The organism is Kushneria avicenniae (genome assembly GCF_900112585.1).
Lineage (GTDB): Bacteria > Pseudomonadota > Gammaproteobacteria > Pseudomonadales > Halomonadaceae > Kushneria > Kushneria avicenniae.
This window is the reverse complement of sequence record NZ_FOLY01000001.1, coordinates 36974-59861: the sequence shown is the minus strand read 5'-3', so window position 1 is coordinate 59861 and position 22888 is coordinate 36974. Positions and strand designations below refer to the sequence as shown.

General features: G+C 54.7%; 17 protein-coding genes. 14 read left to right on the top strand and 3 right to left on the bottom strand.

Annotated features, from left to right (window positions below; genetic code table 11):
- Positions 1–809: 809 nt before the first annotated feature.
- Positions 810–1526 (bottom strand): RNA polymerase sigma factor FliA, encoded by a 717-nt coding sequence (locus BM079_RS00295; protein ID WP_090129679.1) that lies wholly within the window; start codon positions 1524–1526, stop codon positions 810–812.
- An 872-nt stretch (positions 1527–2398) separates the two neighbouring features.
- Between BM079_RS00295 and BM079_RS00290 the strand changes: the two genes are divergently transcribed.
- The 7 genes from BM079_RS00290 (at position 2399) to BM079_RS00260 (ending at position 13026) form a co-directional block, all read left to right on the top strand.
- Positions 2399–3289, top strand: coding sequence for a flagellin N-terminal helical domain-containing protein (locus BM079_RS00290; RefSeq protein ID WP_090129677.1), 891 nt, complete (start codon positions 2399–2401; stop codon positions 3287–3289).
- Between the two features lie 160 nt (positions 3290–3449).
- Complete coding sequence (locus BM079_RS00285; protein WP_090129676.1) at positions 3450–6947, top strand: hypothetical protein; 3498 nt, start codon at positions 3450–3452, stop codon at positions 6945–6947.
- Positions 6948–7292: 345 nt separating this feature from the next.
- Positions 7293–7754: a hypothetical protein gene (locus BM079_RS00280; protein WP_090129674.1), complete on the top strand. Its 462-nt coding sequence runs from the start codon at positions 7293–7295 to the stop codon at positions 7752–7754.
- A 345-nt stretch (positions 7755–8099) separates the two neighbouring features.
- On the top strand, positions 8100–8585 hold the full coding sequence (locus BM079_RS00275; protein ID WP_090129672.1) for a hypothetical protein: 486 nt from the start codon (positions 8100–8102) through the stop codon (positions 8583–8585).
- A gap of 26 nt (positions 8586–8611) precedes the next feature.
- Positions 8612–9829: a hypothetical protein gene (locus BM079_RS00270; RefSeq protein ID WP_139215224.1), complete on the top strand. Its 1218-nt coding sequence runs from the start codon at positions 8612–8614 to the stop codon at positions 9827–9829.
- A gap of 186 nt (positions 9830–10015) precedes the next feature.
- Positions 10016–11473 carry a flagellin N-terminal helical domain-containing protein gene (locus BM079_RS00265; protein WP_090129668.1) on the top strand — a complete coding sequence of 486 codons (1458 nt, stop codon included), beginning with the start codon at positions 10016–10018 and terminating at the stop codon, positions 11471–11473.
- 401 nt (positions 11474–11874) lie between these two features.
- The gene (locus BM079_RS00260; protein WP_175489542.1) at positions 11875–13026 is read left to right on the top strand and encodes a sensor domain-containing diguanylate cyclase; all 1152 of its coding nucleotides are present in this window, start codon (positions 11875–11877) and stop codon (positions 13024–13026) included.
- Positions 13027–13067: 41 nt separating this feature from the next.
- On the opposite strand, the gene BM079_RS00255 is transcribed toward BM079_RS00260, so the two are convergent.
- Both BM079_RS00255 and fliE read right to left on the bottom strand, forming a co-directional pair.
- On the bottom strand, positions 13068–14063 hold the full coding sequence (locus tag BM079_RS00255) for an ATP-grasp fold amidoligase family protein (RefSeq protein ID WP_175489541.1): 996 nt from the start codon (positions 14061–14063) through the stop codon (positions 13068–13070).
- A 638-nt stretch (positions 14064–14701) separates the two neighbouring features.
- Entirely contained in the window at positions 14702–15025 is a 324-nt protein-coding gene (fliE, locus tag BM079_RS00245; protein ID WP_217639616.1) for a flagellar hook-basal body complex protein FliE, read from the bottom strand.
- Between the two features lie 264 nt (positions 15026–15289).
- Here fliE and fliF point away from each other — a divergent pair, with 264 nt between their 5' ends.
- The 7 genes from fliF (at position 15290) to fliL (ending at position 22883) form a co-directional block, all read left to right on the top strand.
- The gene (gene fliF, locus BM079_RS00240; protein WP_090129658.1) at positions 15290–17074 is read left to right on the top strand and encodes a flagellar basal-body MS-ring/collar protein FliF; all 1785 of its coding nucleotides are present in this window, start codon (positions 15290–15292) and stop codon (positions 17072–17074) included.
- Positions 17061–18065 (top strand): flagellar motor switch protein FliG, encoded by a 1005-nt coding sequence (gene fliG, locus BM079_RS00235; protein WP_090129656.1) that lies wholly within the window; start codon positions 17061–17063, stop codon positions 18063–18065. Before fliF ends, fliG begins: the two co-directional genes overlap by 14 nt.
- On the top strand, positions 18058–18750 hold the full coding sequence (locus tag BM079_RS00230; protein WP_090129654.1) for a flagellar assembly protein FliH: 693 nt from the start codon (positions 18058–18060) through the stop codon (positions 18748–18750). The genes fliG and BM079_RS00230 overlap by 8 nt, the downstream gene beginning before the upstream one ends.
- Before the next feature lie 27 nt (positions 18751–18777).
- Entirely contained in the window at positions 18778–20154 is a 1377-nt protein-coding gene (gene fliI, locus BM079_RS00225) for a flagellar protein export ATPase FliI (RefSeq protein WP_090129652.1), read from the top strand.
- A gap of 59 nt (positions 20155–20213) precedes the next feature.
- Entirely contained in the window at positions 20214–20660 is a 447-nt protein-coding gene (fliJ, locus tag BM079_RS00220) for a flagellar export protein FliJ (protein WP_090129650.1), read from the top strand.
- Positions 20661–20690: 30 nt separating this feature from the next.
- Positions 20691–22133, top strand: coding sequence for a flagellar hook-length control protein FliK (locus tag BM079_RS00215; RefSeq protein ID WP_090129648.1), 1443 nt, complete (start codon positions 20691–20693; stop codon positions 22131–22133).
- 258 nt (positions 22134–22391) lie between these two features.
- Positions 22392–22883, top strand: a complete 492-nt coding sequence (gene fliL / locus BM079_RS00210) for a flagellar basal body-associated protein FliL (protein WP_090129646.1) — start codon at positions 22392–22394, stop codon at positions 22881–22883.
- Positions 22884–22888: the final 5 nt, after the last annotated feature.

Genomic DNA, 22888 nt, shown 5'->3' with positions numbered 1-22888 from the left:
CCTCGGCAATATCGTGTGGTATACGGCATGGCGCATCTGTGCACCGGATTCATCTGGACTGAAGGGGCGGCCTCGAAAACCATCGGGAGCAGGGTCAGGTCCTTCAGTCGGTAACCGTTTTCAGTGAGCAGCGTCATTATCGACAGCGCAGAAAAGAGCGCATAAACAACTGTCTGCATGACGACAATATTTCAGTGCTGACTCGCTGAAAGTTGTACGCAGAATAAGGGAAGGGATGATCAAGTAAAGTATGAAACTGTCAAAGATTATTAAAATCGCGCTTTGACGCTTTAAATAGACAGTTAAATGCTAAACTTTAAAGGATTACGATATATAGCCTATCCAAATTTTAATTACTAAATTAATAATGCCATTATTTTAATAAAGTACCAGAAAGGTCATACCCATGCGCACTCAGGCCTCGTTTTCCCAGCATTTTTCAGCATGAGGCCATGCTGCGCTCCACTTCTTCACAGTCCTGCGAATGACAATAGTGTGAAACAAAAAAGGCATGTCGATGACATACCCATTCCTTGATCACACGTACTTTTGAAAGCTGCAACTCATTGATGGCAATGAAATGTTTCTAAACGTAAGGCCTTATAGAGCTTTGAGAGGCATTGATTCTTACTAATATCGTCATCAACGCAATGAGTCGTAAAGTTATACTACATGGAGGTGCCATCATGATGACGCTCATGATGCCCCTTCGTTACTCCCGCCTGCCGATGACAGGCCCCCTGGCCACAAAAAAGGCGCCCAATGGGCGCCTGAAACAATATGAGCAACTTGACAACTTCAAAACAGGATCAATCGTCACTGGATACCATCGCCGCCCGAAGCCTTGCAACGGCCTGACCGTGCAACTGGCAAACGCGTGATTCACTTACCCCCATGACCGCCCCGATCTCCTTGAGATTCAGCTCCTCCTGATAGTAAAGCGCCATCATCAGCTTTTCCCGCTCGGGCAGCGCCTCGATCGCGGCGCGCAGCTCATGACGCTCAGCCCCGGCAATCCAGACATCATGCGGATCAAGTGATGATTCGACATCTTCCGACAGGCGGGAAGCTTCCGCCTCATCGGAATTGGCATCCTCATAGGTCATCAGAAAACCGTTATTGGTATCGCTGAGCACCTGCTGATACTCGCGCAGCTCGATGCCCAGCTCGGCAGCCACTTCACGCTCGGTCGGCGCGCGGCCATCACGCTGTTCAAGCTTCCAGATGGTCCGGTCGATATCGCGGGCACTGCGCCTGACGCTGCGTGGCAGCCAGTCACGCGAGCGCAGCTCATCAATCATCGCGCCACGGACGCGCTGCGAGGCATAGGTCGAAAACGTTGCCCCCTGCTCGGCATCAAAACGCTTGAAGGCATCCAGCAGGCCCAGCATGCCTGCCTGTATCAGATCATCCAGTTCCACACTGGCCGGTAGACGAACCTGCATCGACAGCGCCTGTCGTCGAACCAGTGGCATATAGTCGTCCAGCAGTTGCTTCTGATCGATCCTGCCTTGAGCCGTATACATGCCCATATCCTGAAATCCGTTTGGTGAGGGGGCACACGATGCGCCCAACCTGTCTTGTGAGCACATTATTGACAGGCTGATGCCAAAACGAATGGGAAAGGAGCCCCAAAAAGTACGGCTTTCTTCAGGGATTGGCGACAGCGTGACTATTACACGCATCTTCAGCGCCGTTGCGAGTCGGGATGCCCCCTCATTATCGACACCCGGGCCGCGACCTACGATCAGAAATAACGTCAGCGATACCGACCGGCATCAGGATCAACCGGCTGACCGCTCTTTATAGAGAACCTCTTTCACACATAACGCTGCACAACTACGGCCTGCCGACGTCATCCACATAGCTCAAATCAAATCAAGACGACGCCAACTGACAGGTCCTGAAGCATCCCCGGATACAGACGACGCCCCAAGCGCAAATTTCTTCATGAATCGCCGCCTGAAATACCCTTGATATATCAATCACTTGGCAATGGTCACGCGAGGCTGACGGCGGCTTTATCAAAAAAAACGGCATCAGCAACTAAAGCACTTCCCCGCCGCGTCGTTAATGGTATTGCAAGCACGGTGAACCAGAAACACAGCGTGCAGGGACGAGTGGCCCGAAGACGTAACCACTTCATCAGGAAGAGAAAAAAGTTTCCTGAAGTCGCTAAAGAAAGCATTACGAAGTACCGATAAAGAAAGCACGCGGCACACACCGCAGGAAGGACAGGCAGCTCAGGGCTTTAACCCCTTCCAGAGGAAGAAAAAGTTTCCTGAAGCGCCTAAAGAAAGCATCACGCAGTACCGATAATGCAAGCAGGCGGCAGATGCCGCGACATACGACTCACAGAGTCGCTTCCTTTTAGAAACACATATAGGAAATCGCAATCATGGCAATGGTCATCAATACAAACGCTCTGTCGCTCAACGCTCAGAACAACCTGAACAAGTCTCAGCAGTCCCTGAACACCGCCATCGAGCGTCTGTCTTCAGGCTCCCGCATCAACAGTGCCAAGGACGATGCCGCAGGGCTGGCCATCTCCAACCGCATGGGCGCTCAGATTGCTGGCCTGAACCAGGCCAACCGCAACGCCAACGACGGTATTTCCATGGCTCAGACCGCCGAAGGTGCCATGGGTCAGGTGACTGATAACCTGCAGCGCATTCGTGAACTGACTGTTCAGGCCGCCAACGGCACCAACGGTGCAGATGATCTGGCATCCATTCAGGATGAAATCGGTCAGCGCCTGGATGAAATCACTCGACTGTCTGATCAAACTGAATTTAACGGTCAGAAACTGCTGGGTGGGGATAAGTTTAGTGATGCTACAGCTCGTAACGGAGCAGACGCTGCAGTTGCAGGCACAAGGAATGTTTCCATTCAGGTTGGCGCCAACGATAAGCAAACCATCGAACTTGGTTTGACCGCGATGGACCTGACTTCTCTGGGCATGGATGGGTTCTCGGTCTCGGCTGATGGCGTCGATTTTTCGAAAGGCGACGGTAATGATGGGCTTCTTCAGCGAATTGATGATGCGCTGCAAACCGTAGACAGTGCGCGCAGCACTCTGGGCGCACAGCAGAACCGTCTGCAGTCGGTCGTTGAAGGTAACTCGACCACCTCGACCAACCTGTCTGCCGCTCAGTCGCAGATCAAGGACGCCGACTACGCAACCGAAGTGTCGAACATGTCCAAGGCGCAGATCCTGCAGCAGGCCGGTACCTCGGTACTGGCGCAGGCCAACCAGACCACTCAGGGCGTCATGTCGCTGCTGCGTTAATGATCCACGCCATCCAAGCCTGTTGTTAAAGGCCAAAGGGAGAGCAAAAGCTCTCCCTTTTTTTTGAATGGTTTTGTGCTGGCTATAGTAACGTGAGACGAAGGGTCAGTGCCTGAAAAGCGCTTTGACCTCTACCCTCACTACGTCAAAGAGCCTTTTTATGTCGCGCAAATCCACCAAAAAAAAAGCATCGTCCAGACAGTTACCGAACTCGGAGCTTTCAGATATTACACTGCATGCCAACGAGCTGCTTGTCGATATCAAACGTTTGTTTGACAAGGGGATGGATGAAACCGCCGACCCCACACTTGAGCTTCTGTTGGCGCTCGACCCCACCAACGCAGAAGCACTTTATTTCCAAGGCAGAAGACAGGCGAAAAAAGGACAAATCGATTACGCCATCAATTCGTTGACGACAGCCTCCTTTCAACTTCCTGATCGCCCCAGTCTGTACTGGCTGCTGGCCATGCTCTATACCCAGAAACAGCAGGATCGGGGCGCCATTAGCGCACTGCACCGCTTTCTCTCCATGAAGCCCGACGACAAGAACGCTATCTGGCATTTGGCGGCGCTGTATAGCACCAATGGTTACTCAGACCATTCAGAGTTTTGGCTAAAACGCGCAATTCGTGCCAACCCCGTAAACCTGGCTACGGATAGCGAGACCAAAAGACTAAACGTTCTGGTTCTCAAGACCGCTCGCGAGACGACCTGGAGCATCGACCGTAAAGAATTTACTCCTATAATGACGGAGGGACATAACAATCTTCCCTCTGTGCTGGACAACCAAAATATTGCACTTTCTTATATTTATGTGGATGAGATTCAAAAGCACCCCGAGGTTTTACGCCGGCTATCCAAAATAGACCTGATTTACAACAATATTACCGATGCCGAGCGTTGCGAGGCAGCACTGGAAAAAGCGGCATGGATATGTAAGCGCCTGCAACGCCCCGTTGTGAATCCACCCTCGGCTGTGCTGGCCGCATCTAGAGAGCAGAACTATGCCAGATTCAAGGATGAAAGCGGCATCATACAACCGCTGAGTGTTAGGATCGATAACATTCAGGGCAACTGCCGGGACATCATTGAACCCCTCATAGCTGAACATGGTTTAAAACTGCCGCTGATTGTCAGGCTGGCCGGCTTTCAGGGCGGAAGGTTCATGCACAAGGTACACGACTTGGCGCGCCATGATTTTTCCGATATTGACCGAGAGCTTGCCAAAAAGCCGCAAACGCTCTATCTGATTCAATATCATGCGGTGGACTATCAAAGCGAGAAAGCGCCGGGAATTGATTTATATCCCAAGTATCGCGCCTTTATAGTTGGCGGGAGTCTCTACCCTGTCCACCTATTTACAGCAAATAGTTTCAACGTTCATAAAAGCAATGCCGATCCGGTCATGGAAGCCCACCCCTGGCTGATAGAGCAGGAACGCGACTATTGCCAGGATCCAGCCGAACACCTAGGCCGGGCCCAGTGGGAGGGACTGGAAGCGATCATGCAAAAAACCGGCCTGGACTATGCAGGTGTGGACTTTGCACCAGCCACATCACCAGAAGATTCAGGCAGGCTCGTCATATTCGAGATAAACCCCGCCATGCGAAACTGGGTGGATGGATTACCCGAAGGCGATCATGTGCAAGCCGCCTGGCACATCATTACCAGAGCCGCGCATCACCTCTTCGCGACCAAGGCCGATGTTCCAGAGTGGGAATTTATTATTCCTGCGGGGCATGGCGAGTCGCTAAAGATACCTGCTGAGGTGATCTGCAAGGAGAAAATAAGAGCCAACGATTCTCGAGCACAGAATCAAGCTTGGTTAACCCATCATCTGGAAGAACCCAAGGACTTCAGTGCCGCGCCCTTTTTTGATCTCAAGCACTATATCGATGAAGAAATACTGACCCACGAGGCAACCTCTAGGGGCATTGAACTGATACGTCGCCCCTCCCGGATGCTTGAATTCACTAAGGGCCGCCAGCAGGTAGTGTTTCATATCAATGCGCCCAGAGTTCCCATCGACGTACACCTGATGGAGCGAGACAAGCTATTGGTCAAGGAACTGCTGCGTCGCAATGGGCTACCCACCCCGGCAGGGGAAGCCTTTATCGACTTTCAGTCGGGCTATGGCTATTTTGCGCAATGCAAACGCCCGCAGGTGGTTAAACCTTCCGACGGGTTTGCTTCCCGTGGCGTCACGATTGATGTCACCACCCCTGCACAATTCCGGAATGCCTGGCAAAAAGCCAAAAAGGTAGGGCGTACCGTTATTATCGAGGACATGATCCAAGGAGAAGAGATACGCCTCTATTTTCATGAAGGAGAGTTCGTTGAAGCACGACTACGTGCTCCAGCTTTCATCATAGGCAATGGCGCAAATACCGTCGCCGAACTGATCGAGGCAAAAAACACTTACCGTGCAAAGAATCCGGTCACTATCAAGGGACTCATCCAGCAAACGCCGGTTCTTGAGAAAGCTGGTCGCTGTTTAGACGATATACCTGCAAAAGGAGAATGGGTGGAACTGGGCGAAGGTAGGATGGTCGCCATGGGCTCTGACAACCTTCCTTTGAAAGTAGATGAAAGCGTCCTCGAGATGGCAACTCGCGCAGCACATCTGCTTCCTTCACGAGCCTGTGGGGTAGACATGTTCGTAGAGGAGCTAGAGCACTCTGACGGAGTCTGGTTTACCGAGATTAACTCATCGACCCCCAACATTTCCGCTTTCCACTTTCCATCCACAGGTTTGGGAACGGCCCTTGCCAAGCGACTGCTAACGCATGCCTTTGAAACATCTGCCCTGCCGGTCACGCCGCAGAAAGGTGCGCTTTTACCTGCCCGGCGCTGTCAGCCCATATCCAAAACAGCTTCTGATTTTTCAACCAGCTATCTCCATATGATCGCCTGCGCTCACAACCTGTTTTGTGTTCGACTTGAAGCGCATTCCGATGCCCTATTGATTGGCGCGCCGGCTCAACTGGGATGGATCGAAGGTGTCAGTACCCATACAGCCCTCGAAAGCGTGGAGATTCTTAAACATACCGAGTGGCTTCAGGAACGTCTGCAAAAGTTCGATATACCTTCCGACGAGCCCAACGCGGGTATGGATATAAAAGTTCTTATGGCAGGCAGCTACCTGCTGGCAGCACATGCCATGAAAACAGGAGGGTGGGAAGATGTCACCGAGTCACTGCATGAGGATATTGCCGATGTCGCAGCGCGTGCCATGCAGGCCATTTACTCGCCGGGCCACGCGCTATTGACACTGAAGCTGGCCAGCTTGGAAAGACCTATCGAGGCGAATGAATGGGCGCTGAAGTTCGTGGATCTACAGCCCGATTTGTCTGTTTTCTATTCCGGGATCGATCGGCCCCGCGACGTCATCTCGGGTCTGCTATCGGTCTGGTGGCCTGATTACGAACATAATGTGACGCAACCGATAGTCCAGCAGCTAAAAATCATGGATCGTGGACAACATCCAGAATTCGACATGACTGATTGGCTGAATGAACAAATCAATCTGCATGTACTTGAAGGCCATTATCAGATGGTTGAACCCGACATCCTTGACATACATTTAGAGGGTCAGCCCAATGCCATAAAGACCCTGCTCAGCAAATTCGACTCAACGCCTTTTATTGAAAGACTATAGAGTCGCTTTCTATATATTGTATATGCGTTAAATACAACAATTGCATGATTTCGGTGATCATATCGCCGGAATCGTGCAACCCAAAATCGATGACACCGGTATTGACGGCGTTCTCTGCGCTTATCTTTTCTGCTGCACCGGGCACTCTACACCCTCCCCTTTTTCGCCACTCGGCAAACGTACCATGCAACATTGGTCACAAGGTCTCAACCTCAGCAGACTTTGGCCGTTAACACGGCTATCCGGCGTTGTTAATCGCTTGGAAGTATCCGGCAGGTCTTCATGGAGGCCTTTGCCATTTAACCGCCAGCCGGACGGAACAACTTTCATGACATGAGGTTTTCCATGCTCTATCGCGCACACTCTCCCGAACGGTTACCGGCCGATTCGGACATTCTGATTAATGAATTCCTGCACGTGGACAGGCGGCCACGCAATACTCACTATCCGCTCCATCTCATCATGGGGCTCTGGTTTCATCAAAAGTTCGGTCGCAATTTTCGCGGCAGAGCTTATTTCTGTACCGGCAGTATCATGCAGGCGCGAGATTTTGGCTCTTACGTGATCGAACTCGAGCCCGTTGGCGATTATGAGCTGTGTTTCAGCCGTCAGGTTGACGACCTATATTTGTTGATGCAGCAGTATGGAGGTAACACTTCTTGCATCGACAACCTGGACTCGATATTCGACACACTGGAAAGCTTCAATTTTCAATATTTCAAAAACGGTGGACTTGAGGAAGCCGCCGCCAGTGACTGTGAAGTGATGCTGTATGCCAAACAGTACAGGTTCAAATCCATCCAGTAGAATATATTAATATCTTATTTCCTGAAATTTATTGGATATCAGCCGTTAAGATAACTTCATGGTCGCGCAGCCCTTGGCATGATGGCGAAATCTCCAGGGGGTTATTCAAGCCTCCGTTTCATTAATTTGATGGAAATATCGACAATGGCATGTTCCGTTTGCGGCTCAGGACAACACAACGCTGCCACGTGCCCGGTGCCGCAACGGTGCTCGGGATGCGGGCGTACCGGTCATAATATTCAGACCTGCCCTGATGTCAGAAGATGCAGCCTCTGCCACAGCTATCAGCATGACCGCCGGACGTGCCCGCAAAAATAGAAACCCTGCTTGCAAGGAAAATCAAGAATGGCGTTTATGTCAGAAGAAGAACTGGATAACGTACGTAACGAGTGCAAGACACTGGTGACCAAAAGAGCCAGTATTTCCGGGGGCGCGGCCATTATTCCCCTGCCCGGGGTTGATGTTGGCTCGGATGTTGCCATCCTCATGGAGATGATTCCTGCCATCAACCGTAAGTTCGGCCTGACGCCGGAACAGATCGCGCAACTCGATGAAGACACCAAAAGGCTGGTCATGCTGGCCATTTCGAATCTGGGCAGTCAACTGGTGGGTAAAACCATTACCAAAGAACTCATTACCGTGGCGCTCAAGAAAATCGGCGTGCGCGTTGCGACCAAAAGTCTCGTCAAGTATGTGCCACTCATCGGGCAGGCGGCGGCAGCGGGCATCAGTTTTGGGGCAATGAAATACCTTGGCAATTCTCATGTCGATGAATGCCATGCGCTATGCCGCGACCTGTTGAAAAAACAGCAGGAAACCGCCACCGATTAGTGCCAGGGCAACCGCATGGGTATGATATGTACATACTCATGCGGCAATCAAAGCAGGACAGGGGTTTCATTTTGTCGTTGAGCCTGAAAATCAAGAGTTTTTTGCTGTCAAAACGCCTGCATGCCTTGTCGGCGATCACCATAGGCCTGGGGTATGTTCTTGGCTATACGCATATCATCGGCAGGCCCGATCTATTTATCGCCGCGCTCGAAAGCAATACGTTTATTATCTATATCCTCGCGGTATTCGCAGTCGCAAGCTTTTTAGGTTTCTTTTGTCTGGCCGTTCCCTCCTACTTTCTTGTTTTAAGCTGTAGCAATAGTCTGACCGACGCTGACACCTCTAAAAATTTCCATCTCAGGGCATCGGTACTGGCCCTGCTGGGGATACTGATATTTATTGCCCTGTTCTCGGGCGCAGTTGTATTTTCTACCCTTCAGCAGAACACCCTTTCCAGCGGCTGGATCTTTGGGGGCCTGTTTTTTTCCCTGTTGGCACTGTATATGGTCACCCTGCGCAAGGAGGTCTGCGCCTCTGCCAGTCGCGGCGCTGGCAGCAACAATATTCAGTCACCGATATTGAGAGCCTTTGTGGTACACGCTCAGGTATTTATCCCACTGTCCCTGAGCTCGTTTTTCAGTTTTTACGTCGCCACCTTTGTGCTCAAGCTCAATCCCTGGGAAGAGACATGGACCAGCTATCTGCTGGTAGTTGTGTACTGCGCTGTCTGTATGGCGTCCACGCTGCTGCCTGGTATCTTTTTCCTGATCGCCAGAGACAGACAGTCCGGCAATGCCGGCGCCGCTGAACAGGGGACACCGAATGCCGGAAAAGACTTTATAAAAACCGGGGCGGCGCTGGTGGCGGGCCTGCTGATATCCAACGCCGTACTGATCGCCTGTACCGATCGACTGCCCCATATGGTGGCCTTTCGGATCGGTCAGATGATCGGCCTGACCGACAATACGGTCCGCCATTACCATGTCTCGGCCGACTATCGGGGAAGCCTGACACACAAGTTATGGGGAGCGTACGACAATGACAGCGAGGGCTTGAATATCGAGGGACGGCTGTTGTTCAATTTTGGTAACATCAGGCTGCTCTGCCCTGCCGATCTCGATCTCACGTGGTCCAATATGGCTCAGATCCGCAAAACGTCTGATCAATGCATCAGCTTTCATCGCGACGATATTACAAAACTGCATGCCGTTACCGAGAAGCGCGAAGGTGCCCATCAAAAGTAATTCGCCCGGAGCTTTAGTACCGTAGGCGCAAACGATGCTCGACCGGACCTGTCACTCCGCTCCCTTCGCGTGCCTTGCCTGAATGGCAAACGATCCATGCCACGCTCGTTTTCCGGCTAAACCTAATCAGACTTTGGCCGTTAAAACGCTTATTCGATCAACCGGCTTTTCGGGAACGGCATGGTTATGGCTTCATCCATATCATCGCGCATGGCCAACAGCCAACTCGACAGAACCCAGCGTTCGCTTAATCAGGCGATCGAGCGGCTGTCCAGTGGTCTGCGGATCAATTCTGCGCGTGATGATGCTGCCGGCCAAGCGATCGCGAATCGATTTCAGGCCAATTTGAGAGCAGATGCGCAGATCAATCGTGGCATTAATGAGGGCATCAGCCTGATCCAGACGGCTGATGGCAGCCTTGAATACATCAATGCCCTGCTGCAGCGCTCGCGACAGCTGGCCGTGCAAGCCTCAACTGGCACCCTGGCAGACTCGGATCGGGCCGCCCTGCAGGGGGAATTCGTACAGCTGCGGGCGGAAATCGACCGCATCGCCAGCGACACTACTGTTTTTGGCAAGACGCCACTGGCTCCGCCACCGCCTCAGCCACAACCGGTCAAGCGAGGCGACACGCTGCCTGCCAGCGAGGTTCTTGAACCACAGTTCAGGCCTTATGCCTCGGGCGTTAAAAGCGTGGCCTATCTCCCTGCCGGCACGCAGAACTTCCGACTGGAGATGGATTCTCTGGCGTTCGATGATGATATTCAGCTGTTTACAACGGACGGACGCCATCTGATCGGCACACCCATTTCAGGAGAGAGCCCTGACCATGTCTGGCAATATCAGGATATTGGCAGTGAGTCGGATGCCAACCGGCTGCTCATGAAAACCTCCGAAGGCTTCCAGTCTGGCGCTCAATACAACGGCAGCGTTCTAGCGGATGGTACAGGGCAATACAACACAACGAGGTTGCCTGTCGAAGTCGCTTACAACGGCATGCAGATTCGCTGGTCGGGCGATGGTGACCGTCAACATCCCGAGACCGCCGACCAGCCCGATACCGGTTTCAACGATGGACGTGTGGACGACAGGAACCATCTCGAGGTGCTGACCGTTGATCATGTCACCGAGGATCTGCTGATTTTTGTCGTTGGAGAAGGTAGGTTCAACGCGGCCGCAACATGGGATCGTATGCCTATTGAGTACAATCCCCCACCGCCGCCGACCGGACCGGTCAGCACGGATACAGATATTGTTCTGAACGCTGATTTTGGCAGTAACCTGCAAAAGATAACCATCACAGCCACTCCTTCGGACAGCACCACTCTGGGACTCGGGGAGACAGGGCTGGACCCGATCGAAAAGGCAAGGGAAGCACTGGGCGACCTGGACCAGGCACTTGAACGGGTCAGTAACTACAGAACGCACTACGGCGCCCTTCAAAATCGGCTGGAAAGCGCTGCCAATACGGTCCTGGAGAAACAGGCCATCACGGCTGGTGCCGTGTCACGCATCATGGATGCTGATTACGCTGTGGAAGCCTCCAACATGAGTCGCGCACAGATCACTCAGCAGGCAGGTACGGCAATACTGGCCCAGGCCAATCAGAGGCTGGATAGCGTCATGGCGCTGCTACGCCAGTAAAAGCGGACCGCTCTGGTGGCATGACAACATGAACAATACGCTGACCGGCAGCGATCCTGTTCATCGAGTTTGCCATTGCCGAACGGGATTGCCGATCAAGGGTTAAATATTATTAAAAATATCTGCTTGCAGCCGTTATCGAATCTTTATAACAACAGCATTAGCGCAGCGCCAACGTTCAACCCGACAGCTTTTAATTGGCGAGCCATCATTTTGCGCTCCAACAATATTTGCAAGATCGGCCTTTCATTAGCCTGAAAATAAAATCTGACAACAGAAAGTTCAATATTTTAAATATTATTTTACCCGGACAGCCATGTCGTCATTCAGGCAGTCTGCGTTGAGCCGATATAACGAATATGCCGGGTGGACCCGTTATGTCGACAGGAGGCATTCAATTCATGCTTGATCCGGGGACGCTCTATTTCTCGAGTGCAGTCAGTCGTGGGGCCTATCTTGCCATTTTTCTGGTGCTCGCTCTCCGCCAGCGTGAGGCAGGCTATCAGTGGCACTGGATCGGCGCGATTCTCGCCTCGCTTCTGGGATCACTGATTCTGTTTGATTCTCCCGTTGACAAGCAGCTATCCACGCAAACGAGCATACAGATCTTCACGCTATACATGGCAAGTCTTGTGCTGTCCTGGAGTGGATTACGTCGCTTCTACAGGCGTGATATTTCCTGGACAGCAATGATTGTATTGATCATGCTGCCATCTCTCCCCTGCCTGCCAGGATCACGATTAAATATACCAACATCGTTACAGGTATCAGTATTTTTTATATGTGCGGCATTTGCCGCCGCACTGGCAATGTTCCAAATCATCAGGTCCGGAGGTGAAAGACTCTGGTCCCAGCTGATCGTGGCGCTGGCTTTTGCAGGTTATTGCATCAGCTTTTTAATTGCTGCCCTTTTGCTGCAATTCAATACGATGCCGGTCTCTTCGGATACTGCCTATCTCTCCATGCTGTTTGATCAGGTTACCAGCATTCTGGTTTACGTCGGCTATATCGCCATGAGTGGCGAGCGCGCCAACCTGAAACTGAGACACCAGGCTGACACCGATCCTCTGACCGGCCTTTTTAATCGCCGAGGCTTTCAGCGCCTGCTCCACGAATCCGGTCGATCCGGCAATAAACGCAGGACGACCAGCATCGTGATTGGCGATCTCGACCATTTCAAAACGGTTAACGATACCCTTGGGCACGAAGCTGGTGATGCCGTGCTGACAACCTTTGCAGGCTGCTTGACGTCCATTTTGCGAAAGAATGATATGGCGGTGCGCTGGGGTGGCGAAGAGTTTTTGATGGTGCTGGCAGACACCGACCTCGCTGAAGCCGGGGTATTTGCCGAGCGATTAAGAGAAATGACCGAAAGCCATGCTTTTCAGGTCTGCGGTGAGCGCCTTTCCATGACCATCAGCATCGGTATTGCTGAAATGGATTCAGCAGGTGAATCCATCGATGACACCATCCAACGGGCCGACAGGGCACTTTATTGCGCCAAGCACGAGGGACGTAATCGGGTCTGTCATGAACGCAGAGCAGGCCTGTAAGGTGCATTCAACGCGATGCAGGCCGGCTCGCTGTCAATGGCTCAGTACCGATTGCCTTCCATGTCTTCATAACCGAATTCTTTCGTCATCGGACGGTGATCAAACAACTCTCCCCACGCACGATCATGTGCAGACGAGCGGAAATTTTTCATGCCGCCTGTCGGGGTAAAGGTGATCTCACCGAAATAGATCGCATCGCGCATCAGATAAAAATCAACGCGGGCAAATCCGAACCCTTCTGACAGCTTGAGGGCCATTTCCATGGCGCGATCCAGCTGGGCCGGCTTTTCGATCGGGCAGTTGGTATTGAAACGCTCGTTGACGACTTCCACGAGATTCCAGTCCTGATCGTAGTAATCGACGTGGAAATCAGTGAAACGATCGTGCGTCACTTCGATAAAGACCCTGGGTTCTTGCCCCTCTGCGCGGAAGCAATAGAACTTGTAGTCCTTGGGAATCTTGCCGTTTTCATCAAGCAGCAGCTTTTCACACATCAGTCGGGGCGTAATGCTGTGATAGTGCAGCTCGCGACTGTCACGGTAAAAATTGCTGGCCAGCCAGTGATCGCTGAGGCGACGCATCGTCTCATGGCTGTAATCAGCCTTGTTGTGCACCACCAGGTTGTAGCCGGAACCATGATTGGCTTTCAGTACAAAACTGTTGGGAAGCCGGTCGTAATCATCCTGGCTCAAGGACTGAGCGACCGGGTACAGCGGCAACAGAGTCTCGCTGCCAATCTTCTGACGCACGTAATCACGCACCAGCAGCTTGTCACTGAGCGGTGAGAAGATGGGCTCTGGATGCAGACGCCGATAGCATATTTTCTCGTTGAAGGTCTCCGGATTGACCAGATTGGGCCTGAAACCAAAATGCTTCTGGAAGCGGTGAGCAATATAAAGGCGATCCGGTATCCAGCGCGTGACGCTTCGACGCATCATTCGTAGCAGGTTCTGACGCTTTTGAGGAAGAAGCTGTTTGTTATCTGTCTTGTAACCCTGCATCTCTGCTTTGGCGTGCTGGCTTGCGGTTGGAAACACGTGTAATTCCGCCATTGCCTTCCCCTGCGAGGTCATTGGAATATTTCATTAAGTAACCCTGACTGCGCAAAAGGTAAAACGAGTAACCAAAAGAAAGTGTGCTGTAACGAGCATAACCTCCAGCTTTCACTTATCTCGTCAGGCTCTGTTAAGACTTGCCATGACAGGGTATCTCGCATTAGCCGGGGGAGCTTAAAGCTTTCAGGTGAGCATCAAATTAAAATACAACACCCTGTCTTTCGGAAAATTGGCACCTTACAGCACCAAAACGATTCAATATGCCGCAATATTGTAGCGAAAATGATATCTGCTCTGCTGTGCCGATGATTTCAAGAAAGCCCTGATTTCTGCTCTTCAAGCCATGTTTTTTATCATTTTTCACATCAGAAAATTTTTATATAAAAGCGATTCGGCACAGTTTGGTCAACAGTACGTAATGTCTTCGGAAATCCCTGCAAGGAGAATTCGTTACGACCGCCACCAGCAAGACTACCTGTTGCAAGCCACGACCCGTGAGGCTGGCAAGTCATGGCAAAGGTGCCCTGAACGCGAAAAGCGCCCTTGGGGGCGCTTTTTTAATATTTTGATAGACGTTGCGAAGGCTCTGCATTGCCCTCGCGTTCCTTTCAGGAGGTGAGCTAGACCTGCATGCTCATGATTTCACGATAGGCACTGAGTACACGGTTACGCACCTGTATGCCCATTTCGGTGGCCACGCTGGCTTTTTGCATGTCGACCATGACATCGTTCAATGCAACATTGCTGTCACCGCGCGAAAATGCGACAGCCTTGGCTTCAGCGACCTGCTTCATGCCATCGATTCGATCGATCGCCCCTTTGAGTTCCCCAGCAAAACTGACACCACCTGTTTGCTGCGCAGCGTTGTGCTGACCGCCTGCCTGCTGCGCTACACCCTGCATCTGCTGAACAAGAGCCTGAAGGCCCGCTGCTGCCACTGACATGTCGGTAACTCCGGGAGATTAAAAGTAACCAAAGGTAAATTTTGTCAAGGAATGTGACGCAGCTTAAAGACAAAGTGTGCCCATCGATTGTTCTAAATAGTGAAAAAAACTACGGCTATTCGATCCTTCAATCTGGTTACTTACCGTAATAATGACGCCACTCCCGGTACAGGGCGCCACCGTTTACGGTGCCCAGCGCATAAAGAGTCTGCCGATGCCCATCGAGCTGAACCCGCGTAACCCCAATAACACTGAGGCGATGTGATGAGTGCTCAAGCAACACAAGGCACCGATCAGAAGTTGTCCGGACTGATGGATCGCCTCAAGGCCAATCCGCGGCTGCCCCTCATTGTGGCGGGTGCTGCCGTCATCGCGATTCTGGTCGTGCTTTTTCTATGGGCACGCTCACCCGACTATCGTGTGCTTTTTTCCAACCTGAGCGACAGCGATGGTGGTGTCATCATCGCTCGGCTGGATCAGATGCAGGTGCCCTATCGCTTCTCGGAGGGCGGCCAGGCCATTCTGATTCCGGCGGAACGTGTCGAGGCGACTCGTATGGCTCTGGCCAGCGAAGGTCTGCCCAAGGGCGGCGGTGTCGGCTTTGAGTTGATGGACGGTCAGTCCTTCGGCATCAGCCAGTTTGCCGAGCACGTGAACTACCAGCGCGCGCTGGAAGGCGAGCTGGCACGCTCCATTGAGTCCATCGAAGCGGTTCAGACGGCGCGCGTCCATCTGGCCATGCCGCAGGAGTCGGTTTTTGTCAGGGATCGTCGCCAGCCATCGGCCTCCGTCATCCTGACCCTTTATCGCAACCGCGCCGTCGGCGAAGGCCAGGTCAATGCCATTACGCATCTGGTCTCGGCCAGCGTTTCAAATCTGCCGGTCAATCAGGTCACCGTGGTGGACCAGAGCGGCAATCTGTTGTCGCAATCCGGTAATGAAGGCAGCCGTAACCTCAATGATGCCCAGCTCAAATACACGGCGCAGGTCGAGGAAAATTACCGAAAGCGTGTCGAAAGCCTGCTATCGACCATCGTCGGGCACAACAATGTACGCGCCCAGGTCACCGCCGACATCGACTTCTCGGTAGGTGAGCACACCCAGGAAACCTACGACCCCAACCAGGATCCCAACCAGGCCAGCGTTCGCAGTATCCAGTCCAGTGAAAGCGATCAGAGCGGCAGCGGTGGTATCGGCGGCGTTCCCGGTGCACTGAGTAATCAGGCCGCGCCGACCGTGCCCTCGCCGGTCGAGAATGCCGCCAACAACAACGCACAGAACCAGAATGGCCAGGGCCAGAATCAGGGACAGGGGCAAAACCAGAACAACGCACAGGACGCCGGCAATCAGGAAACAACGGCGACTCAGGCACCGGCCGGCCCGCGCTCTTCCACCCGAAGCAGCACGACAAATTACGAAGTGAATCGTCTGATCCGCCACGTGCAGGAAGATACCGGCCAGGTGCAGCGGCTATCGGTGGCTGTCGTGGTGAACTATCAGGAAACCACAGGCGAGGATGGCCAGACACGGATGGTCGCCCTTTCCGAGGAAGAGATGGACCGGATTCAGCGTCTGGCCCGCGAGGGCATGGGCTTTTCCGAGGCACGCGGAGACTCGCTGGAAGTGGTCAATGCCGCCTTCAGTCAGCAGGCAACACCCGAGTCACCGGAGCAGGCCTGGTACGAGAACCCCGAGATCATCTCGCTGGGCAAGACACTGGGACGCTATCTGCTGATCGCCATTGTCGCCTTTATTCTCTGGCGCAAGCTGCTCAAGCCGCTGGTGGAACGTCAAAAGGTCATGCTGGCCCCGGCAGGCTCAGCCGCCAGCGCCGGCAGCGAAACAGGCAGCGGCTCATTGCTGGCGACCGCAGGCGACGACGAGGATGAAACGCCGGAAGCCGATATTGCCGAGCAGATCGCGAAGAAACAGAAGCGCCGTCAGCGTATCGAACATGAAACCCTGTTGAGCACGGTGCGCGAGCAGGCTCAGAAGGACCCCAGAATGGTCGCGATGATTCTCAGAGGCTGGATCAATGGCAAAGAGTGAAGTCAACGAAGAAGGCGTCGAGCGCAGCGCCATTCTCATGATGGCACTGGATGACGACACGGCCGCTGAAGTCTTCAAGCACATGTCGCAGCGTGAGGTGCAAAAGGTGGGTCTGGCCATGGCCGGGCTCACCCAGCTGACCAACGAGCGCTTGATGGAAGTGCTCAAGCAGTTTGACATCGAGATTGAAGAGCTGGGCGGGGTCAACCTGCAGTCCAGCGATCATATCCGCTCGGTGCTGGTCAAGGCGCTGGGCGAAGAGCGGGCCTCGAGCCTGCTTGAGGATATCTTTGAATCTGGTAACGACTCCGGTATTGATGCGCTGAATCTGATGGAACCCAGCGTGGTCTCGGAGATGATCCGTGATGAACATCCACAGATCATTGCCACCATCATGGTCCACCTTGAGCGCCATCAGGCTTCTGATGTACTGGCTCGCTTTGACGAAGGGCTGCGCAACGACGTGATTCTGCGTATTGCTACCTTCAGCGGCGTCCAGCCGGCAGCGCTTCAGGAGCTCACCGAAGTACTCAGCGGCCTGCTGGATGGCCAGAACCTCAAGCGAAGCAAGATGGGGGGTGTCAGAACTGCCGCCGAGATCCTCAACCTGATGAACAGCGCCCAGGAAGAGAGCGTCATCGAAAACGTGCGCCATCATGATGATTTGCTGGCACAGCAGATTCTCGACGAGATGTTTGTCTTTGACAATCTGGCCGATATCGACGATCGCAGCATCAAGCGCATTTTGCAGGATGTCGACAGCAACTCTCTGGTCATTGCGCTGAAAGGGGCGCCGGAGGAGGTTCGCGACCGCTTCCTGACCAACATGTCCTCGCGTGCGGCAGAGCTTTTGCGCGAAGACATGCAGATGCGCGGGCCCATTCGTCTGTCGCAGGTCGAAACCGAGCAGAAAAACATTCTGCAGCTGGTGCGTCGTCTGGCCGACTCGGGCGAAGTCACTCTGGGTGGAGGCGACGACGCCTATGTCTAGGTCGAACGATCAGGATGCCTGGCAGCGCTGGGAGATGGGGCGCCTGGAAAGACGCGAGGCGCGACAGCCGGCGCCTGAGGTACTCGAGAAAAACAATGTGCCTCAGCGTCGCCAGGAAGACGATGTACGCCGCGAAGCCTTTGAAAAGGCACGTCAGGAGGGTTTCGAGCAGGGTCAGATTGAAGGCCACGAAGCGGGGTATACCGCCGGTCTCGAGGCCGGCCGAGAGCAGGCCCATCACGACTATCAGCTCGAGCTTGAATCGCGCCTGCATGAAGCGCTGGCCCCGGTAGTGGATATGGTTAACGCCTTTGAGACGGCCGCCGGCCGTCTCAAGGACGATATCGCCTATTCGCTGGTCGAGCTGGCACTGGAGACCGGTCGGCAGCTGGCAGGGCGATCACTGGAGCTGTCTCCCGAGCATATCCTCGATGACATCGAAAAGCTGATGATGGAACACCCAACGCTTGGCGGCACGCCTCGCATCTGCGTGCATCCCGATGATCTGGCCATGGTCCAGAAGAATCTGAGCACGCTGCTGGGTGACGCCGGATGGCAGCTTAAAAGCGATTCATCACTATCACGCGGGGACTGCCGACTGGAGACCGATCAGCTTGAAATCGATGCCACTCGCGATGATCGGTGGGAGCGATTGCGTCACGCCGTGGGTCATGGCAAGCATTGATGATTCCGACAACAGGAGCGCGCGGCGATGTCCTCGAACAGTGATGCCATGCTCAACCAGTGGAAGCGGACGCTGGACACCGCGACCCGGCGCGTGCAGAAGCTGCCCGCCAACCGCGAACGCGGCCGACTGACCCGTGCCACCGGACTGGTGCTGGAAGCCGTCGGCCTGCGTTTACCGCTGGGCTGCAGCTGTATGGTCGAACTGGCCGATGGCCAGGGAGAAACCGAAGCCGAGGTGGTTGGCTTTACCGGTGACAAGCTCTTTTTGATGCCACTGGTCGAAACCTCCGGCCTGGTACCCGGCGCCCGCGTCTGGCCCGCCAGCCCTCGCCCGGGCGCCAGCCAGTCCCAGAGCAAGCAGCTGCCGGTCGGTGATGCCCTGCTCGGACGCGTGGTGGATGCCCGCGGTCGGGTACTGGATGGTCGTGGGCCGCTGGCTGAGCCGGACAACGTGTCACTCAATGCCCCTACCCTCAACCCGCTGCAGCGTGCCCCCATCGAGGAGGTTCTCGATGTTGGCGTGCGCGCCATCAACGCCCTGTTGACCGTCGGTCGCGGTCAGCGTCTGGGCCTGTTTGCCGGCTCCGGCGTGGGCAAGAGCGTGCTGCTGGGCATGATGGCGCGCTATACCCAGGCCGATGTCATCGTGGTCGGCCTGATCGGTGAACGTGGCCGCGAGGTCAAGGATTTCATCGAGAACATTCTGGGCGCCGAAGGCCAGCGCCGCGCCGTGGTGGTGGCGGCACCTGCCGACATGTCACCGCTGCTGCGCCTTCAGGGCGCTGCTTATGCCACACGTCTGGCCGAAGACTTTCGTGATCGCGGCAAGAATGTGCTGTTGATCATGGACTCCCTGACCCGCTATGCCATGGCCCAGCGTGAAATTGCACTGGCCATCGGCGAGCCACCGGCGACCAAGGGCTATCCGCCTTCGGTGTTTGCCAAGCTGCCCGCGCTGGTTGAGCGTGCCGGCAATGACGCCCCGGGCAAGGGCTCGATTACCGGCTTTTATACCGTCCTGACCGAGGGCGATGACCAGCAGGACCCGATCGCCGATGCCGCGCGCGCCATCCTTGATGGCCATATTGTGCTGTCACGAAAGCTGGCCGAGGCCGGCCATTATCCGGCCATCGATATCGAAGCATCGATAAGCCGTGCAATGACAGCGCTTATCGACGAACCACATTTCGAGTGCATCAAATACTTTAAGCAAATGTTGTCACGCTATCAGCGTAACCGCGATCTGATCAGCGTGGGCGCCTATGCTGCCGGCAGCGATCGACTGCTGGATGAAGCCATCAGGCTCTATCCGGATCTCGAAGCCTTCCTGCAGCAGCGCATGAGCGAACGAGCCGATGTCGAACACTCGATCGAGGGGCTGAAGTCGCTTTTAAACGCCTAGCCTCCGGTGCCGTGCATAGACGACTCACCGGCTGAATGTCACCGATATCCGAGGGGACCATGTCCAATCATTCATCACTTGAAATGTTGATCGAACTGGCTGAAGGCGACCGCGATGCGGCGGCCAAACTGCTGGGCCAGCTGCGCTCGGCACATCAGCAGAGCCATACACAGCTCGAGATGTTGACTGATTATCGCAACGACTACCTTCGTCGCTTCGAGCAGGCCATGCAGCATGGCCTGACCATGGCCTCCATTCAGAACTATCAGCGCTTTCTGTCATCGCTGGATCGTGCCATTGACCATCAGCGCCAGCAGGTCGATCAGCACCAGGGTCGTATCGCGCGAGGCATGACGAACTGGCAGCAGCAGCAAAAGCGGGTGAACTCCTACGACGTTTTGATCAATCGACGCCGTCAGGAAGCCGAACACCGCATGAACAAGCTAGAACAACGCCAGAGTGATGAATATGCCAGCCGAGCAGTCTCTGCACTGGGTGGGTTCTAACCACGTTTTTTCTGTCAGGAAACATGACGCATGCTGACGCCAGTCAATGTTCAGATCAGCGCTCAGGGCACCCCCGGCGCTCCTTCCAGGGGTAGTGAGGAAGACAACGGTTTTGGCGCGCTCTTGAGCGATACCCGAGCACGCCGCCAGAGCGATACGGCAGCTTCGCCAGCCGACGCCGACACTCGTCCATCTTCGGTATCCCGCCAGCAGGCACGAAGCAATGATGCCGGCGACAAGGACCAGCGCTCCAGCCTGCCAACGGGCAGCAGCGGTGCCACAGCCGCAGATGCTCGACAGCCTCTGCTGCCCGGCCATGCGCGGCAAACACTGTCCAGCGCACTCGAGCAGCTTCAGGGCAATCGTCTGGAGGGCCGCGAACCCCGTGACGGATCTTCTCTCACACGCAGCAGCGATCGTGCTGCAACGAAGGCGGCGGCCGGACTTGCCTCGCTGGCAGATGGCCACCAGTCGCTTGAAAAGCGGGGCATCGAGCGTGCCGACAGCAAGCTGTCAGGCATGGACAGGTCCGTCGCTTCCCGTGTCGATGGTCGGACCGAGCCTGCTGGTGACAAGGGCAAACGTCTGGCGGACAGCGAGTCGAAAGACGATGCCAATCCCCTGTATGCCCTGGTGGATACCGGCTTTTTAATGCAGGGCTCGCCGACTCAGAAAGCGCCCGCAGGGCGTGAGGGTGCTCAGCCCGCTCGCGGCGCCATGCTCGAACAGGGCCTGCGAGGCCGTGATGCAACAGTGCTTGATAATGCCTCACAGACACTGAAAGGTGGCCGTCAGGAAGCTGTCAGAGGTGACCGCCTGTTCGGCGAGATTCTCTCACAGCGCGAAGGGCCACTCTCGCAAATGATGGGCTCAGGCGCCGAGACGGTTTTCGACACCCGGCCCACGACGACGCCCACCGTCAACGATAGCCCGCTGAATACACTGTCGGCCCTGACAGGCCAGACAGGCACCAGCCCGATGGCACCGGGCACCGCCCAGGCCGTTGCCACTGCGACCCTGCCCGCCATGGACAGCGATCAGTGGAGCTCGGCTTTCGAGCGGCAGGTCATCAATCTCAGCATGCGCGGTGGCGGTGAAGCGCGCTTGAACATGAACCCGCTCGAACTGGGGCCGCTGTCCATTTCGCTGAAAATGGGCGAACAGAGCGCACAGCTGCATATCGCTTCACACCACGCGCAGGTCCGGGCCGCCATCGAAGCTGCGCTGCCTCAGCTGCGTGATGCCTTCAGCGCCAGCGGTATCGAACTCGGGCAGACTTCGGTCAGCGATCAGGGCAGCTTCCAGCAGGGGGGGTTCCAGCAGCAGCAGCAGGAGCGCACTCCCGGCGCACTCGCCGGTCATGACCCCTCAGGCACGCTCCCGGGCATCAATGGCGATGCTGACAGCGACATCATCTCGATCAGCTCACCGATCGGACGCTCGCTCAACGGTGGTATCGATCTATTCGCCTGATCGTTTGACCACACTGACCGCAATTTATCCAGGGGTCGTGCCGCTTATTGTCGGCGCGACCCTTTTGTTTGATGACGCCTATGGTTGTGATGGCAGTCTGCATTTCAAAACGCCGAGATAACCGTATGAGACCGCGCTATTTGATCCTTCGTTTGGCGCGCCAGTCCGTACCATGGCATCAACCGAACACGCCATGACACATGATGTTACGGACTTACCAACCCTGTGTTCCTACTCCTGACGGATTGATCTGACGCCATGACGACATCTACCGCAACACCTCCGGCCAGGGCCGGCAGCAAGAAACTTCTCTGGGTCATCGTGGCGCTGCTGGTCATTCTGGTGGGCATGGCCTGTGCCGCCGGGGCCTGGTTTTTCCTCAAGGGAGATACATCGGAAAGTACCGCCCAGGAAAGTGCACAGACCGCGCCGGCTGCCGTTCCGGTGTTTGTAGAGCTCAAGCCGTTTACCGTGAACCTCAACGATGGCACCGGCCGGATTCTGTATGTGGGCATTACCCTCAAGGCAGAGGGCGAAGAGGCCGCCAGTACGCTCAGGGCACAGATGCCTGAAGTACGCAATCGCATCCTGATGGTGCTGACCGGTCAGCAGGGGGATCAACTGACCACACCGGCCGGCAAGCAGGCCCTGGCGCAAGCGTTGATCGGTGCCTTCGAGCAGCCATTCAACGGCGAGACAAGCAGCGTCGCCGTCAGCGATGCCCTTTTCACCGACTTTATTGTTCAGTAGGTCCC